Below are 17,298 nucleotides of genomic sequence, written 5' to 3'. Positions count from 1 at the left end.
CGCCTCGCCATCGCCACCATCCACCCTGATCCTGCCCGCGCTCGCCCCGCGCGGCCAGGAGGGACCCGACCTTGCACACCTCACAACTGACCCTCTGCCACGTCACCAAGCGCTACCCCGGCCGCACCGTCCTCGACCAGGTCTCCTTCACCCTGAAACCGGGTGAGAAAGCCGGGCTGATCGGTGACAACGGCGCGGGAAAGTCCACTCTCCTGAGGCTCATCGCAGGTCAGGAGCGCCCGGACAGCGGCGAGATGACCGTGACAGCCGGCGGTGGCGTCGGTTACCTGCCGCAGACCATCCCCCTCCCCCCGACCGCCACCGTCCAGGACGCCGTCAACCTGGCCCTCGCGGACCTGCGTGCCCTCGAGGCGGAGCTGCGCCGGGCCGAGCAGGCGCTCGGTGACGGTGCGGACCCGGCGGCACTCGCCGCGTACGCCGTGCTTCTGGGGCGCTACGAGGCCCGCGGCGGCTACGACGCGGACCACCGGGTGGACATCGCGCTGCACCACCTCGGCCTGCCGGCTCTTCGCCGTGAGCGCCTGCTCGGCACCCTCTCCGGAGGCGAGCGCTCCCGGCTTGCCCTGGCCGGTGTCCTCGCCGGCCGCCCGGAGCTCCTGCTCCTGGACGAGCCGACGAACGACCTGGACGATCAGGCCGTGGAGTGGCTGGAGACGCAACTGCGGGCGCACAGCGGCACGGTGCTCGCGGTCACCCACGACCGCGTCTTCCTGGAGCGCCTGAGCGCCACGGTCCTGGAGGCCGAGGCGGGGAAGGTCACCCGCTACGGCGACGGTTACGCCGGCTACCGCACGGCGAAGTCGGCGGAGCGCCGCCGCCGGCTCCAGGAATACGAGGAATGGAGGTCCGAACTGGCCCGCAACGAGCGGCTGGCCGTCGGCCAGGCTGCCCGCCTCGACGCCATTCCGCGCAAGGCGCCTCTGGCCAACTTCGGCCACGGCGGTTTCCGAGCGCGCGGCCGGGCGCACGGCGCGATGGCCCGCATACGCAACGCCCGCGAGCGGGCCGAGCGGCTGACCGCGAACCCCGTGGCACCGCCACCGGACCCGCTGTCCTTCACGCCGCGCATGGGAACGTCGGCGGACGTCGCGGAGGATCCCGGGGGCGGTTCCGCACAGCTCCCCGCAATCCAGCTGTCGGACGTACGCGTGGGTGACCGCCTGCGCCTCGGCTCCCTCACGCTCGGCCGCCGCGGACGGCTTCTCGTCACAGGACCCAACGGTGCGGGCAAGACGACGCTGCTGAAGCTGCTCGCCGGTGAGCTGCGGCCGGACCAGGGCTCGGTACGGGTGCCGGGCCGGGTGGGCCACCTGCGCCAGGACGAGACGCCGTGGCCGCCGGGCCTGTCAGTGGCCGAGGCGTTCGGGTTGGGCAGGGTGGGCTCCGCCGACGAGCACGCCGATTCCCTGCTCGCGCTCGGCCTCTTCCGCCCGGCTCAGCTGCGCTTGCGCATGGGCGAGCTGTCGTACGGGCAGCGCCGCCGTGTGGAGCTGGCGCGACTGGTCGCGGAGCCGGCCGACCTCCTCCTGCTCGACGAGCCGACGAACCACCTGTCACCGGGGCTGGTTGAGGAACTGGAGGAGGCGCTGACGGGGTTCTCCGGGGCGATCGTGCTGGTCACGCACGATCGCGCGCTGCGTAAGCGGTCACGAGGCGGGCACCTGGAACTGATGCCTGCGGAGGCGTGGGGATGACGGCGGGTCCCGCCTCTATGGTGTACCGATGACGTCGATCAAGCAGTTCCAAGTCACGTTCGACTGCGCGGAACCTGAGCGCGTCGCCCGCTTCTGGTGCGAGGTGTTGGGGTACGTCGTACCGCCGCCACCGGACGGGTTCGCCACCTGGGAGGAGTTCGATCGCTCGCTGCCGACTGAGGAACAGGGGGCGGCGTTCGCGTGTGTTGATCCCTCGGGCGTGGGCCCACGCCTGTTCTTCCAGCGTGTGCCCGAAGGCAAGTCCGTCAAGAACCGACTGCACCTCGACGTGCGGGTCGGCACCGGACTCGTGGGGGAGGAGCGGGTGGCCGCGCTGGAGGCCGAATGCGCGCGACTCGTCGCCCTCGGTGCGGCACGCGAGCGTCTGCTGCTCGCCGATGGCGTCAACGAGTCGACTCTCGTGATGCGGGATGTCGAGGGCAACGAGTTCTGCCTCGACTGAGCGACCGCATGGGTGACCTTTCCGACGAGTCACCTGGTGCGGGAAGAGGGGGAGGAACGAGGCGTTCGAGGCCACTGGTGCGCCGCCGACGCGGCCGGTGGCCAGGCGATGTCACGGATCGAGGCGCCGGCCGGTCCTTCATGGCGACGGCACTTCACCCGGAGTGCTCGAGAACGTCATCCGTCACGGGAACGGAGAAGTCGTGTTCGTCGCCTACGTCACGGTCACCCTCATCGGTGCGGTCTTCAACGGTGCCGCCGCCGTCACCTACTTGACCGGCCACGAGTACCCCCTCAGCCAGGCTGACATGAAGGGCGTGCCCAGGAAGTGGGTGCCGGTGCTGGGAGTGCTGCTGGCAGCGGGCACCGTGGGCCTGCTGGCGGGGCCGGCGGTACCGCTGCTGGGGAATCTCGCCGCCAGCGGCCTCGTGCTGTACTTCATCGGCGCCGTCATCGCCCACCTCAGGGTGGGCTCACGCGATATCGCAGGAGGGATCGTCTTCCTCGCCACGGCGGTGGCTGCCCTGGCTCTGGGCCTGGGCCACCACGGCTTTTGGTGACCGGCGGGACGCAACGAGCCTTGTGCCGGTCACCGAAGGCATGCGAACCCTCGAGACGTGCCGGTCACTGAGCTGTGCCGGTCACTGAGGCGTGCACGCCACTGGCCGGCGCCGCGACGCTGTCACAGGTGCCGCAGGAGGGCGTGCAGTGCCGGGTTGTCGTTGCTGCGCCGCCACACGAGGTTCAGCTCGACCGGGGCGGGCGCGGCCAGTTCGACGGAGCGGAAGACGACCCCGGGGAACCGCATCTGCGCGGCCGCCTCGGGTACGAGCGCGATGCCCCAGCCCGCGTTGACCATCGCCAGAATGCTGTGCACCTGAGTGAGGTACTGGGTGAACTCGGGCGTGACGCCCGCCGCGCGGAACACGCTGATCAGCAGCTCGTGGAAGTAACGCGCCTCGACAGGCGCGTACATCAGGAGTTCCTGGCCGTCGAAGTCGGTGATGTGCGGGTCCTCGTCCCGTTCAGCCAGCCGGTGCCCCGCGGGCAGGGCGGCCAGCAGTGCCTCGCGGGCCGCGGGGCGGGAGACGAGGTCGGTGCCGACGGCGGCCGGCCTGACCATGCCCAGGTCGAGGGCGCCCTCGGAGAGGGCCTCCAACTGGTCGCGGGTGACCATCTCGCGCAGCACGATGTCCGCGTCCGGAATGGCTCCACGTGCCGTCTCCAGGAGCCGGCCGAGGCTGGAATAGGCGCTGGCCGCGGTGAAGCCGATGGCGACCGCCCCGGCCTCGCCCGCCGAGACCTTGCGCACGGTGAGGGTCGCGTCGTGTGCCTGGCGCAGGATGCGGCGGGCCTCGCCCAGGAAGGCACGCCCCGCGGGGGTCAGACGGACGGAGCGCTTGGTGCGGTCCAGGAGATCCACCCGCAGTTCGCTCTCCAGGAGTTGGATCTGGCGGCTCAGCGGCGGCTGCGTCATCCGGAGCCGCTCGGCGGCCCGCGTGAAGTGCAGCTCCTCCGCCACCGCGACGAAGCCGGACAGCTGCGCGAGCGTGAACATCGATACCCTCCGGGTATTCATGTATCCAAAAGTTATGTTGGACGTGGATCAGTCACGAACCCTAGCGTCGGAGGACGCCGTCGGCGCAACCCGCCGACAGTCCGTGCCCGGCCCGCTGTGCGCCGGACACGCGACTCCGTCTCCGCGAGCCGGACGGGGCTCCCGCACGGTGGCCCGCACTCACAGGGAGCTGCCTCGCGTGCCCAGCCCTCTCGGATTCTCTGTCTGTTGACACCGGGAGCAGCCCGCCGCCCGCGCCTGACCTCCGCCCCTCAAGTCCACGCCCGCGAGAAAGGACCCCAGGTGCCTGCACCAGAACCGAACGCCATCCCCGAAGCCGTGCTGCGGGGCGCGATGTTCCTCGGAGCGGAACGCGTCACCGGCGGCGGCGCGGAGGTCCGCTCCGTGAACCCGGGTACCGGCGAGCCGCTCGATCCGGTCTACCACTACGGCGACGCGGCGGATGTGGACCGTGCCTGCCGTCTCGCGGAACAGGCCTTCGACACCTACCGGGCCACCGGACCCGAGGCGCGCGCCCGCTTCCTGGAGTGCGTCGCCGACAAGCTCGCCGCGCTGACCGACACCGTCGTCGAACGGGCGCACCAGGAGAGCGGGCTGCCCGTGGCCCGGCTGACGGGCGAGGTGGGACGCACGACGGGGCAGCTGCGGTTGTTCGCCTCGGTGCTGCGCGAGGGCAGCTGGCAGGGGGCCCGCATCGACCTCGCACTACCCGACCGCACCCCGCAGCCGCGCCCCGACATCCGCCAGCAGCGCATCCCCCTCGGCCCCGTCGCCGTGTTCGGGGCGAGCAACTTCCCGCTCGCGTTCTCCGTCCTCGGCGGCGACACCGCCTCCGCTCTGGCCGCCGGCTGCCCCGTCGTCGTCAAGGCGCACGACGCACACCTGGGGACGTCCGAACTGGCCGCGAGCGCCCTCCGCGCGGCCGTCGAGGAGTGCGGGCTGCCCGAGGGCGTCTTCTCCCTCGTGATCGGTGACGGCCCCACCCTGGGCGCCCGGCTCGTGGCCGACCCGCGTATCCGTGCGGTCGGCTTCACCGGCTCCCGCACCGCCGGACTCGCGCTGATGCGGACGGCCGCCGAGCGTCCGGTGCCGGTGCCGGTGTACGCGGAGATGAGCAGCGTCAACCCCGCCGTGCTGCTGCCCGGTGCGCTGCGCGAGCGGGCGAGCGACCTCGCCGCGGGCTTCGTCGGTTCGCTGACGCAGGGCGCGGGCCAGTTCTGCACCAACCCGGGGCTGCTCGTGGCAGTTGAGGGCCCGGAGCTGGAGACATTCCTGACGGCGGCAGTCGAGGCCGTCCGAAGCGACCAGGGAGCGACGATGCTCACGCCGGGCATCGCCGCGGCGTACCGCACGGAGACCGAAGCCGTCGCCGGGCACGCGGCCGTCGTCACTCTCGCACGCGGCGCGGTGCCCGAGGGCGCGAGCCCCTGCCGGGCCGCACTGATGGCCGTCGGCGCCGACGACTTCACCGCCGACCCCGCACTGCAGCGGGAGATGTTCGGCGCCGCCGGACTCGTGGTGCGCTGCCGCGACCTGGAGCAGGTCACCGACGTGCTGCGCCGTCTGGAAGGGCAGCTGACCGTCACCGTCCACACCGCCGACAGCGACCTGGACGCCGCGCGCGCACTCCTCCCCGTCCTCGAACGGGGTGCCGGGCGTGTGCTGTTCAACGGCTGGCCGACGGGCGTCGAGGTGGGCCACGCCATGGTGCACGGAGGGCCCTTCCCCGCCACGTCCGACGGCCGGAGCACCTCGGTCGGCTCACTGGCCATCGAGCGCTACCTGCGCCCTGTCGCCTACCAGAACCTGCCCGGACAGCTGCTGCCCCGTCCCCTCGTGGACGGCAACCCCGAGGGGTTGTGGCGCCGCGTCGACGGCGAGCTGGGCCGGCACTGACGGCACCGACGGCACCGACGGCACGGAGGCGGCGGAAGGAGAGAGCGGAACATGTCAGTCGCACAGCACGGTCCGAGGGTCGACGCGATGCGCGTCGTCCCGGTCGCGGGACGGGACAGCATGCTGCTGAATCTGAGCGGCGCGCACGGCCCCTACTTCACCCGCAACCTGGTGGTCCTCACCGACTCGGACGGGAGGAGGGGCCTCGGTGAGGTCCCCGGCGGCGAGACGATCCGCCGCACGCTCCAGGCCGCCGCCGACCTGGTCGTCGGCCGTCCCGTGGCCCGGCTGCGCTCAGTCGTCGCACAGGTGCTGGCGCGCTTCGCCGACCGCGACAGTGCCGGGCGCGGCGCACAGACCTTCGACCTGCGGGTGGCCGTACACGCAGCAACCGGCGTCGAAGCGGCGCTGCTGGACCTGCACGGCAAGCACCTGGGCGTGCCCGTGGCCGAGTTGCTCGGCGACGGACAGCAACGCGCCCAGGTGCCCGTCCTCGGCTACCTCTTCTACGTCGGCGACCGCACCCGCACAGAACTGGACTACCGCACGCCCGCTCACGAGGGTGAGAACGCCGACGCGTGGCTTCGGCTCCGCAACGAGGAGGCGCTCACCCCGGAGGCCGTCGTGAGGCTCGCGGAGGCCGCGCACGCGCGCTACGGCTTCCGCGACTTCAAGCTCAAGGGCGGCGTGCTGCCCGCCCAGGAGGAGGCCGCGGCCGTCACCGCGCTCGCACGGCGCTTCCCCCAGGCACGCGTCACCCTCGACCCCAATGGTGCGTGGCGGCTGGATGAGGCGGTACGGACCGGCCGCGAGCTGCGGGACGTCCTCGCCTACGCGGAGGACCCGTGCGGAGCTGAGGACGGCTACTCGGGCCGCGAGGTGATGGCGGAGTTCCGGCGGGCCACAGGGCTGCCCACCGCCACCAACATGATCGCCACAGACTGGCGGCAGCTGACCCACGCGCTCCGCACGGACGCCGTGGACATCCCCCTGGCCGACCCGCACTTTTGGACGATGAGCGGTTCGGTGCGGGTGGCACAGCTGTGCCAGGCCTGGGGACTGACCTGGGGCTCGCACTCGAACAATCACTTCGACGTGTCACTGGCGATGTTCACGCACGTCGCCGCCGCGGCCCCCGGCCCGATCACGGCGATCGACACGCACTGGATCTGGCAGGACGGCCAGCGCCTCACCCGCGACCCGCTCACCATCGACGACGGGCTGCTGCACGTCCCCGAGTCGCCGGGACTCGGCATCGAACTCGACGAGGAGCAGGTGGCGGCCGCACACGAGCTGTACGAGCGCGAAGGGCTCGGATCCCGCGACGACGCGGTGGCGATGCGCTGCCTCGTCCCCGGATGGTCCTTCGACCCCAAGCGCCCGGCACTCGACAGGACCTGAAGTCCCCGCGGGGGCCGCCGGCCGCCGGCCCCCGCGCTGTTGTCGGCCGGCACACGAGGCGCTCGCGGCCTGCCGCGCCACCATGCCTGACAGGAGGCAATGATGCCTACCGCACGAACGGGCCTGATATCCGGGCTGCCCTGGAAGACACTGGCCGCGGACGCGCCGGCCACCACCTGGAGCCTGCCGCCGTGGGCGCTCCTGCTGCTCGTCGCGGGCGGGGTCGCGCTGCTGTTGCTCCTGGTCGTGAAGGTGAAGCTGCACGCGTTCCTCGCGCTGCTCGTGGTGAGCATCGGCGTCGCCGCCGCGGCCGGCATCCGCCTCAGCGACCTGCCCGGTGTGCTCGAAGCGGGCATGGGGGACTCCCTCGGTGAGATCGCCGTCATCGTCGCCCTCGGTGCGATGCTGGGACGGGTCATGCAGGAGTCCGGCGCCGTGGAGGTGCTCTCCGGGAGGCTCCTGGCGGCGGTCGGGGAGAAGCGGGCCCCGCTCGCGGTGGGCCTCACGGCGCTCCTGGTGGGCGTACCGGTCTTCTTCGACGTCGGCTTCATCCTGCTGATGCCGCTGATCTACGCGGTGGCGCAGCGCTCCGGCCGCTCGGTGATCAGTGTGGCCCTGCCCGCAGCCGGCGGCCTGGCCATCATGCACGCCGTGTTGCCGCCGCACCCGGGTCCGGTCGCCGCCGCGGGTCTGCTCGGCGCGAGCCTCGGCTGGGTGACCGTCATGGGCCTCGTCTGCGGCCTTCCGGCCTGGTTCGTCGGCTCCTACCTCTTCGGCGTCAAGATCGGCGACCGGCTGAACGTGCCGGTGCCCGCGCTCGCGTCCGGGCCCGGTGCCTCCTCGGGCACCGCGGACGCCAGGAGCTCCACGGACGAGGCGCGTTCAACGGACGCCGGGAGCTCTGCGGACGAGGCGAGCTCCGCGGACGAGACGAGCTCTGCGGACGAGACGAGCTCAACGGACGCGACCGAGGAGCGGACCTACGACCGCGCGCGGCCCTCGTTGGGCGTCACCGTCTGCGTGATCGTCCTGCCGGTACTGTTGATCATGCTGCACACCTTCGCGGGACTCGTCCTCGACAAGGGCGCGCTGCGTACGGGGCTGGAGTTCGTCGGCGCCCCGATCATCGCCCTCACTCTCGCCACGCTACTGTCGATCTGGATGCTCGGGGTGCGAGGCGGCCTGAGCATGGCAGGCATCGAGAAGGCAGCCTCGGCATCGCTCGGTCCTGTGGCGCTGGTGCTGCTCGTGACCGGCGCGGGCGGCGTCTTCGGCGCCGTACTGGAGCAGTCGCAGGCAGGAGACGCGCTGGCGGACCTGATGGGCTCGACGGCCCTGCCCGCTGTGGTCCTCGCGTTCCTCATCGCCGCGTTGCTGCGAGTCGCCCTCGGCTCGAAGACGGTCGCGATCGTGACGACCGCACCCATCGTGGCACCGCTCATCCGTGAGTTCGACCTGTCCCAGGCGGAGATCGCGCTGGTCGTCGTGGCCGTCGCATCCGGCGGCACAGTGCTCTCGCACGTCAACGACTCCGGCTTCTGGCTCTTCAACCGGTACATGGACATCGACATCCGCACGACACTGAAGAGCTGGACGCTGATGGAGACGTTCCTGGGCCTGACCGCCTTCGCCATCGCAGCCGCCCTCAGCGGCGCCCTGGCACTGGCCTGAGCGAGCGCGGCGGGTGCCCGCGTGCGCCTGCCGCGCCGGTTCTCGACCGTTGGTCAGGGCTGTGTCGTGGCGACCTTCAGACCGAAGCCGATCAGGACGGTGCCGGTGACGCGGTCCATGGCCCGGCGCACGGCGGGTTTCTGGAAGAAGGCGCGCGCCTTGGCCAGCAGCAGTACGTAGCCGCCGAGCCACACGGCGGTCAGCGCCGCGTGGATGAGGACCAGCAGTGCCATACCCGTGTGAGGGGCGAGCCCGGTCGGGGCCAGCGTGGGCAGCAGGCCGGTGTAGAAGACGGCGATCTTCGGGTTGAAGACGTTGCTGACCAGGCCGGTGCGCCAGGGGCTGCCGACAGGTGCGTCGGGGAGCGCGCCCACCTGCTGCTCCCGCACGCGGCGGCTGTGGCGCAGCGCCTGGATGCCGAGAAACACCAGATAGGCGGCCCCCGCCAGCTTGACCACGGTGTACGCGGTGGCGGAGGCGGCAAGGACGGCGGCGAGACCCGCGAGGGTGAGCACACCCCAGATGAGCAGTCCCGACGTGATACCCCCGACCGTCCGCAGCCCGTCCTGCCATCCGGAGGTAACAGCCCGTTTCGTCACGACGGCCATGTCCGGCCCGGGCACAAGGGTCAACAGCGCGAGCACGCCGACCGCGGCGAGGAACTGTACGAGCATGGCTTCAGTGTCACATCCTGCGGTGCGGACGAAGTCATGCGGAGGTGTGAGGGCTGACCGCGAACACTGCGGAACTCCAGCTCACGACCGTCAGGACGGACTCCCCATGCTGCTGGCGGAGTCCTCTGTCTGCCATGTCCAAAGTATGGCAAGGAGGGGGACTTGCCGCAAGACCCCTCAAGGAGCGGACAATCCTGGCACTTGTCAGGCCGTTCAGGCGCCGGAGCCGGCGCATGGGGGAGGTAACGCATGGCTGATGCCGACAGCAGTGTGGGGGAGTCATACCCGTCCGACTGCTATGTGCTGGGATTCGAGGAGACCGACCGGACGCATGTCGCGGTCGTCGGAGGCAAAGGCGCGCATCTGGGGGAGCTGTCGCGGATCGAGGGCATCCACGTACCGGCCGGCTACTGCGTGACGTCGGGCGCGTTCCGGCGCGTCCTCGCGGACGTGCCGTCGATCGACGAGCGGATCGCTCAGCTCTCGCGCCTGCACCCGGACGACCGGGAATCGGTGCGCGCGCTCAGCGCGGAGATCCGTGCCGGCGTCGCGGAGACTTCCGTGCCCGACGATCTGGCGGCGGCCATCACAGCACCTCTTGCCCGACTGGGTGAGGGAGCCGCGTACGCCGTCAGATCCAGTGCGACGGCGGAGGACCTGCCGACGGCCTCCTTCGCGGGTCAGCAGGACACGTACCTGAACATCGTGGGCCCCGCGGCGGTCCTTGAGCACGTCAGCCGGTGCTGGGCCTCGCTCTTCACCGAGCGAGCCGTGACCTACCGGCTGCGGAACGGCTTCGACCACCGTACGGTCCACATGGCCGTGGTCGTGCAGCAGATGGTGTCTCCGGACGCTTCCGGGGTCCTGTTCACCGCCGACCCCGTCACCTCGAACCGGCGGATCACCTCCGTGGAGGCCGGTTTCGGGCTCGGCGAGGCCTTGGTCTCCGGCCGGGTGAACGCGGATGTGTACACGGTGCGGGACGGTGAGATCGTCGACAAGTCGGTCGCCGTCAAACAGCTCGCCGTCCACGCCTCGCCGGAAGGCGGGACGCGGGAACAGGCGCTCGCTCCCGACCAGCGGGGAGAGCCGGCGCTGACGGACACGCAGGTGGTGCGGCTCGCACGGCTGGGCCGGCGTATCGAGGCGCACTTCGGCTGTCCCCAGGACATCGAATGGTGTCTGAGCGACGGTGACATCCAGATCGTCCAGAGCCGGCCGATCACCACGCTGTTCCCCATCCCGGCGGCGGACGACGAGGAGCACCACGTCTACGTCTCGGTCGGGCACCAGCAGATGATGACCGACCCGATGAAACCCCTGGGGCTGTCCTTCTGGCAGTTGACGACCCCGGTGCCGATGGCCGAGGCGGGCGGAAGGCTGTTCGTCGACGTCACCGAGCGCCTGGCCTCGCCGGCGAGCCGCGACCGGGTCATGGAAAGCCTGGGAAGATCCGATCCGCTGATCGGGGACGCGTTGCGCACCGTCCTCGACCGGGGCGACCTCATCCCCTCCCTTCCTGACAGCACTCCGGCCGAGCCGCCGCCAGGCGCCGCGCCCACCGTGCCCGACACCGATGCGGACCTCGTCACCGAGCTGATCGAGCGCGGCCAGGCGTCCAACGCGGCCCTGGAGCGCGAGATCGGCACGGTGTCCGGACCGGCGCTGTTCGACTTCATCCTGACGGACGTCGAGGAGCTGCGGCGCATCCTGTTCGACCCGCGGAGCCTCCAGGTGATCATGAGCGCGCTGAACGCGTCATGGTGGCTCAACGAGCGGCTGGAGGCGTGGCTGGGGGACAAGAGCGTGGCCGACGCGCTCACGCAGTCGGTTCCCGACAACGTCACCTCCCAGATGGGGCTGGCGCTCCTGGACGTCGCGGACGTGATCCGCTCGCATCCGGACGTGGTCGCATTCCTGCGGGCTGCCGACAGCGACGACTTCCTCGACAAGCTGCACGAACTCGACGAGCTGCACGAACTCGATGAGCTGGACGAGCGAGGTGAGCTCAGCGAACGCGAGGGCGTGGACGAGCTGGAGGGGGTGAACGCGTCGGCGGGGGGCCGGGAGGCGGGTGACGCGATCCGTGCCTTCCTCGGCAAGCACGGCATGCGCTGCGCCGGCGAGATCGACATCACGAGGCCGCGGTGGAGCGAACGCCCCACCACGCTCCTGCCCCTGATCCTCAACAACGTCGACAACGTCGAGCCGGGCGCCGGCGAACAGCGCTTCCAGGAAGGGCTGCGTGCGGCGCGGACGAAGGAAGCGGAGGTGCTGGAGCGGTTGCGGGCCCTGCCGGGCGGAGAAGCCAAGGCCGAGGAGACCAAACGCATGATCAACCGGGTGCGTACCTTCATCGGGTACCGGGAGTACCCGAAGTACTTCATGGTCAGCCGCTACCTCCACTACAAGCGAGCGTTGCTGGAGGAAGCCGAGCGCCTCGTGCGGGCCGGCGCGCTCGCCGAGAAGGAGGATGTCTTCTTCCTCGGGTTCCACGAGTTCCGTGACGCCGTACGCACAGGGCAGGTGGACGGCCGGCTCATCCGCCGACGCGAGGAGGCGTTCAGGGCGCACCAGACGCTCACGCCACCCCGGGTGCTCACCTCGGACGGCGAGGCCGTCACCGGATCGTACCGACGCGCGGACGTGCCGGACGACGCCCTGGCCGGCCTGGCGGTCTCGGCCGGGACCGTGGAGGGGCGTGCCCGCGTCGTCACTGACCTGGCACAGGCCGACCTCGCCGCGGGCGACATCCTGGTCACGGCCTGCACGGACCCCGGCTGGTCGCCCCTCTTCGTCACGATCAAAGGCCTGGTGACGGAGGCGGGCGGTCTGATGACCCATGGCGCGGTCGTCGCCAGGGAGTACGGCTTGCCGGCCGTCGTCGGGGTGGAGGACGCCACCCGGCTGATCCCGGACGGCCGGCGGATCCGCGTACACGGAACGAGCGGGTACGTCGAGGTCCTGCCCGAAGAGGGCGACTGAGCGGCCCGCACGTTCGTCGGGGCGGGCGCCCGTGCGACGTCACCGTCGCACGGGGCCCGTGTTCTGCGCGGGCACGTCGGCAAGCCCCTCCTCGGAGCGCATCCACACCGTCCGCTGCGGGAACGGGATGTCGATGCCGGCGCCGGTGAGTGCCTCCTTGACCCGGCGCCGCAGCTCCCGGGTGACCCCCCACTGCTGGAGCGGCGCCGTCTTGACGGCGAGCCGCACGACGACGCCGTCGGGGTCGAGGGACTGCACGCCCCACACGGAGGGGTCTTCGAGGAGGACGTCTCGGAAACGCGGCTCCTCGCGCAACTCGCGGCCGGTGCGCTCCAACACCTCGAAGACCGTGTCCAGGTTCGACTCGTGGGCGACCGAGACGTCGAGGACGGCGCGTGCCCATTCCTGGCTGTCGTTGCGCACGCGGAGGATCTCGCCGTTGCGGATGTGCCAGAGGCCACCGTTGAGGTCGCGGACCTGAGTGAGCCGGAGGCCGACGTGCTCCACTTCTCCGACGGCTTCGCCCAGGTCCACCGAGTCGCCCACGCCGTACTGGTCCTCGAGCATGATGAGCATGCCGGACAGGTAGTCGGCGACCAGGCTCTGGGCGCCGAAGCCGATGGCCAGACCCACGACCCCGGCGCTGGCCAGCAGCGGGCCGAGCGCGATGCCGATCTGGTCCAGCACCATCGCCACGCCCATCACCGCGACGACGATCGTGACGATGCTGCTGAGGACCGAACCGATCGTGCGGGCGCGCTGCTCACGCCGCTCGTTCGCCCGGGAGCGGTCACGCGCGAGCACGGCGGGCCCGCGCCCGGACCGGCGAGGCTCGCTCTCGGCCTCCGGGGGTTGCAGGATGCGCTGCACGACGCGGGAAATGGCCTTCTTGGCCACGGCCCGGACGATCGCGGCACCCACGACCACGAGCAGGATGCGCAGGGGCACACCCACCAGCGTGTCGATGTTGTCGCGCAGCCATCCCGGCGCGGACAGGGCCAGGTGGTTGACGGTGTGGGCGTGCGACGCCGTCGCACCGGTGGGGGACACGGGATCCACTCACTTCCGCTCGGTTGTGATGCTCAGCCGGTTGCCGTGCTCAGCGGACCGAACGTATCGGCGGGCCCGAAACGGGTCAAAAAGCGTGGAGAGGAGGTGCGCATACGGCGTCTGAGGTGCATCGACGATGTGCGGATCTCGCGGGGCGGCAGCGCATCGTTGAAGCGCCGGCACGGCGCGGGCACGGGCGCGGAGCGAGGCGAGGACGGGCGGCGGGCACGGGTCCGGTGACGGGTCCCGGCGCGACGTGGACGCGACTCCGACTCCGACTCCGCGTTGATTCGCGTTCGCGTTCGGGTTCGCATGAGCCGATGACCTCGAACGGGCCCTCCGCACACCCGACGGCATGGCGGGCGGCAGCCGCGAACCTCCCCGGAAGAGGTGTCCGACCGGCCCGGAGAGGAACCCGCGCCAAACGGTGAGCGACCGGCGACACGCGGCGCCGGTGCGGCGGGGCCCGTGCCGGAGGGCACCGGCACGACAAAAGAGCCGGGGCCCTGAGAGGGCCGGGCGTCGCGGGGCGAGGGTCGGCGGAGCGGCGAAGGTGCCCTCTGGCCGGCCGTCGTGCCGGAGTTCCTCGCACTGCCGTCCTCAACTCCGACCCTCCTACAGACGGCGCAGCGGTCTGGTCGGGCGGGGGCGCGCACGTCCTCGACGGCGAGGCGGTCCGCGGCGCGGGCGATGACTTTGTCCCGGGGCGGAAGTCTCCTCCTCGGACACCGCGCCGGACAACCACCTGCTGGGACATCAGGCGCGCCGCGGAGCACGACTCGTGACAGGAGAAATTCCCTATGGCCGACGCGAAACAGGCGGCAGGCGGCAGAGCGGGGGCCGAGATGTGGGCCATGGTGCACGCTGAACGAGCGGCGTTGGCGGCCGACCTCGCCGAGTTGCCCGACGACCGGTGGCTGACACCGTCGCTGTGCACCGGGTTGACGGTGCGTGAGGTGCTGGCGCACCTCACCGCGGGGGCCAGTCTGACCCCCGCGCGCTGGCTGGCGGGAGTGGTCCGCTGCCGGTTCGACTTCGACAGGCAAGTGGCCATGCGGCTGGCGGAGCAGCTCGGTGCGACCCCGGCCGAGACCCTTGAGCGGTTCCGGCGTGTCGTATCCAGCAGGACCAAGCCTCCCCTCCCCGTGCCGGCCATGCTCGGCGAGACGCTCGTGCACGCGGAAGACATCCGGCGCCCGCTGGGCATACGTCGCGACTACCCGGAGAAGGCGGTCGTGCGGGTGGCCGAGTACTACCGGAAAACGGATCTCGTCGTCGTCGCCAAGGGGCGTATCGGCGGCCTGCGGCTCACCGCGAACGACAGTCCCTTCGCGACGGGTTCCGGCGCGCTCGTGTCCGGCACCACCTTGGCTCTGACGATGGCGATGACGGGGCGCGCGGCGTACCTCGACGACCTGGAAGGTGACGGTGTCGAGCGCCTCCGCGAGCGCTGCGCGACGGCGTGACGACGGCTGCGGCCCGCCGCTCGCGAGGCGGCGGGCCGTGGACGAGGGGCCCAGGGGGAGCGTCAGCCGGCCTCGGCCGGCTGACGGCCCGGCCTACTTTTCGGGGGTGACGCGGAGCATCACCGTGCCGTGGGACGGAACCTGGGCGGAGAGGTCGCCGTCCGACGTGCTGTCCGAGTGCTGCCACAGGTCGCGGACCGTGTAGGAGTCGGCGTGCGCCACCTTGGCCGCGTCGGCGGTCGTGGTGATCGTCTGCTTCTGGTCGGTCTCGTTGAACAGGGCGATGGCGCGGCTGCCGTCGGCCAGCTCCTTGCTGACGACCCAGCGGCCTTCCTCCTGCGAGACGACCTCACCCTGCTTGCCGAGCGCGTCCTGGTCGACTGCGATGACCTCCTTGTTGCTGAGGATGTCGAGCGCCGCACCGTCGTCCTTGCGCAGGTCGGAGCCAATGAGCAGCGGGGCCGCCATGATGGACCACATCGAGAAGTGGGTGCGGTACTCGGTGTCGGTCATCCCGCCGTTGCCGACCTCGAGCATGTCGGGGTCGTTGAAGTTGCCCGGGCTCGCGTACTGCGCGAGCTTCAGGTTCTCCTTCATGATGCCGAGCATGCTGTCCCAGTTATCGGAGATGTCTCCCGTGGTGCGCCACGTCTCGGCCAGCTTCGGCGCCCACTCCCAGGGCTTGTTCTCGCCCCACTCGCAGATGTTGTAGACGATGTCGCGGCCCGTCTTGTCCAGCGCGTCCCGCATCGTCTGGTAGCGCTCCTGCGCCGGCAGGCCCTCGTTGTTGCAGTTGTCGTACTTGAGGTAGTCGACGCCCCAGTCGGCGAACTGCCGCGCGTCGCTCTCCTCGTGGCCGAGCGCCCCCGGCATGCCCGGTTCGGTGTTGCACGTCCAGGTGCCGGCGCTGGTGTAGATGCCGAGCTTGAGGCCCTTGGAGTGCACGTAGTCGGCGACGGCCTTGATGCCGTGGGGGAAGCGCTCCTTATTGGGGACCAGCTTGCCGTCGGCGTCACGTTCGGGCTCGGCCCAGCAGTCGTCGAGGTTGACGTACTCGTAGCCCGCGTCCTTGAGGCCCTTCTCGACGAAGATGTCGGCCGTTTCCTTGACCATCTCCTCGTTGAAGTCGGCACCGCAGTGCGTCGCGTTCCAGTTGTTGAAGCCCATGGGCGGGGTCTTGGTCAGGTCGCCGCCCGAGGACTGCCGCGCGGCCTGTGCGCGCTCGCTGGTCTCGAAGGTGGGGGACGCCGCGGACGCCGGGGCGGCGAGGCCCGCTCCGCACAGCATCACGACGCCGAGCGCGCTGACCAGCTGCTTGCCAGTGGTACGGGTCGATACGGTGGGGCGCATATCCGTCCTCACTGCTCGCTGAATGGACTGTCCCGGCGCGCAGGGCGGCGCGGGACAGTCTCTGTGACCGCCACACGGTAAAACTGTGTTCGGGTCTGTTGGAAGCCCTTCGGCAAATGTTTGTTTCCGTGTGTTTGACGGCTGTCGCGCCGCGAGGTCTCACCGCGAGCCGACGATCAGGCCCCACCCAGGGGGGCGTTCCGACGCATTGGTACGCTGCACCAAGTTGGCATGCCGTACCAAGTGTGTCAGTCTGGAGACATGACAATGCGGGCGCGCCGACCTCAACGGCGTAATCAGGTGCTCTCCCGGGAGCAGATTCTTCACGTCGCGGTCGAGCTTCTGGACGCGGGCGGTGAGGGGGCGTTGACCGTCCGGGCGCTCAGTGAACGCCTGACGACCGGCTCCGGGGCGATCGCATATCACGTGGGCAAGCGGGACGACCTGCTGGACGCGGCGACGGAGACGGTCGTGACGGCGGCCTTGACCGCGGCGCGCCCCTCGGCCGCAGCCACGCCGTCCGACGAGATCAGGGCCGTCGCCCTGGCCCTGTTCGACGCGATCACCGCCCACCGTTGGCTCGCCACCCGGCTGACCTTGCAGATCGTCCGCAACCCGGTCGGCCCCGTCACGGTCGGTGTCTTCGAGCGGATCGGCCGGCAGGTGGACGCGCTGGGCGTCCCGCGAGAGCGCTGGTTCGACGCGGCCTCGACGCTCGTGCACTACATCCTCGGGGCGGTCAGCCAGAACGCTCGCATCGAAGGGGACACCTCAGGTATCGACCCCAAGGCGGACCGCGGGGAGTTCTTCGCGGCGACCTCGACGGCGTGGCGGGAACTCGACCCCGAGGAGTACCCGTTCATGCACGCCATCGTCGGCCAGGCGACCGAGCACGACGACCGCGAGCAGTTCCTCACCGGCATCGCCGTCATCCTCGACGGTCTGACCCGCCTGCGCTGAACGGTCTGCGCTGAGCCGTCTGTTCTGATTCGTCTGCACTGATCCGTCTGCACTGATCCGTCTGCACCGACGTGCAGCGACCCGCGTCA

General features: G+C 70.8%; 12 protein-coding genes and 1 pseudogene. 9 read left to right on the top strand and 4 right to left on the bottom strand.

Going from position 1 to position 17,298, the window contains the following annotated elements:
• Positions 1-71 precede the first annotated feature (71 nt).
• The 3 genes from MMF93_RS00780 to MMF93_RS00770 all read left to right on the top strand — a co-directional run bounded on the left by MMF93_RS00780 (position 72) and on the right by MMF93_RS00770 (position 2,737).
• Positions 72-1,715: a TlrC/CarA/OleB/SrmB family ABC-F type ribosomal protection protein gene (locus tag MMF93_RS00780; protein WP_242748555.1), complete on the top strand. Its 1,644-nt coding sequence runs from the start codon at positions 72-74 to the stop codon at positions 1,713-1,715.
• Between the two features lie 28 nt (positions 1,716-1,743).
• Positions 1,744-2,178, top strand: coding sequence for a VOC family protein (locus MMF93_RS00775; protein ID WP_242748553.1), 435 nt, complete (start codon positions 1,744-1,746; stop codon positions 2,176-2,178).
• A gap of 202 nt (positions 2,179-2,380) precedes the next feature.
• Positions 2,381-2,737 carry a DoxX family protein gene (locus tag MMF93_RS00770; protein WP_242748551.1) on the top strand — a complete coding sequence of 119 codons (357 nt, stop codon included), beginning with the start codon at positions 2,381-2,383 and terminating at the stop codon, positions 2,735-2,737.
• Positions 2,738-2,859: 122 nt separating this feature from the next.
• On the opposite strand, the gene MMF93_RS00765 is transcribed toward MMF93_RS00770, so the two are convergent.
• Positions 2,860-3,735, bottom strand: a complete 876-nt coding sequence (locus MMF93_RS00765) for a LysR family transcriptional regulator (protein WP_242748549.1) — start codon at positions 3,733-3,735, stop codon at positions 2,860-2,862.
• Positions 3,736-4,038: 303 nt separating this feature from the next.
• On the opposite strand from MMF93_RS00765, the gene MMF93_RS00760 reads away from it, so the two are divergent.
• From MMF93_RS00760 to MMF93_RS00750, 3 genes are all read left to right on the top strand, one after another.
• A complete protein-coding gene (locus MMF93_RS00760; protein WP_242748547.1) occupies positions 4,039-5,652 on the top strand; it encodes an aldehyde dehydrogenase (NADP(+)) in 1,614 nt (537 codons plus the stop codon).
• 51 nt (positions 5,653-5,703) lie between these two features.
• The gene (locus tag MMF93_RS00755) at positions 5,704-7,053 is read left to right on the top strand and encodes an enolase C-terminal domain-like protein (protein ID WP_242748546.1); all 1,350 of its coding nucleotides are present in this window, start codon (positions 5,704-5,706) and stop codon (positions 7,051-7,053) included.
• Between the two features lie 102 nt (positions 7,054-7,155).
• Positions 7,156-8,724 carry a GntP family permease gene (locus MMF93_RS00750; RefSeq protein WP_242748545.1) on the top strand — a complete coding sequence of 523 codons (1,569 nt, stop codon included), beginning with the start codon at positions 7,156-7,158 and terminating at the stop codon, positions 8,722-8,724.
• A 53-nt stretch (positions 8,725-8,777) separates the two neighbouring features.
• On the opposite strand, the gene MMF93_RS00745 is transcribed toward MMF93_RS00750, so the two are convergent.
• Positions 8,778-9,398, bottom strand: a complete 621-nt coding sequence (locus MMF93_RS00745) for a LysE family translocator (RefSeq protein ID WP_242748544.1) — start codon at positions 9,396-9,398, stop codon at positions 8,778-8,780.
• 249 nt (positions 9,399-9,647) lie between these two features.
• On the opposite strand from MMF93_RS00745, the gene rph reads away from it, so the two are divergent.
• Positions 9,648-12,383, top strand: a complete 2,736-nt coding sequence (gene rph / locus MMF93_RS00740) for a rifamycin-inactivating phosphotransferase (protein ID WP_242748543.1) — start codon at positions 9,648-9,650, stop codon at positions 12,381-12,383.
• A gap of 39 nt (positions 12,384-12,422) precedes the next feature.
• Here the strand turns inward: rph and MMF93_RS00735 are convergent, their stop codons facing one another.
• Positions 12,423-13,433, bottom strand: a complete 1,011-nt coding sequence (locus MMF93_RS00735) for a mechanosensitive ion channel family protein (RefSeq protein ID WP_242748542.1) — start codon at positions 13,431-13,433, stop codon at positions 12,423-12,425.
• Between the two features lie 845 nt (positions 13,434-14,278).
• Here MMF93_RS00735 and MMF93_RS00730 point away from each other — a divergent pair.
• Positions 14,279-14,899 carry a maleylpyruvate isomerase family mycothiol-dependent enzyme gene (locus MMF93_RS00730; protein ID WP_423835570.1) on the top strand — a complete coding sequence of 207 codons (621 nt, stop codon included), beginning with the start codon at positions 14,279-14,281 and terminating at the stop codon, positions 14,897-14,899.
• Positions 14,900-14,998: 99 nt separating this feature from the next.
• Here MMF93_RS00730 and MMF93_RS00725 read toward each other — a convergent pair.
• Positions 14,999-16,249 (bottom strand): annotated as a pseudogene (locus MMF93_RS00725) (glycoside hydrolase family 27 protein); the annotation flags it as partial.
• 261 nt (positions 16,250-16,510) lie between these two features.
• Here MMF93_RS00725 and MMF93_RS00720 point away from each other — a divergent pair.
• Positions 16,511-17,209 carry a TetR/AcrR family transcriptional regulator gene (locus tag MMF93_RS00720; RefSeq protein WP_242748539.1) on the top strand — a complete coding sequence of 233 codons (699 nt, stop codon included), beginning with the start codon at positions 16,511-16,513 and terminating at the stop codon, positions 17,207-17,209.
• The last annotated feature ends 89 nt before the right edge of the window (positions 17,210-17,298 follow it).

Origin of the sequence: Streptomyces tubbatahanensis, assembly GCF_022699385.1 — a bacterium.
GTDB lineage: Bacteria > Actinomycetota > Actinomycetes > Streptomycetales > Streptomycetaceae > Streptomyces > Streptomyces diacarni.
This window is presented reverse-complemented; position numbering and strand designations above follow the sequence as displayed.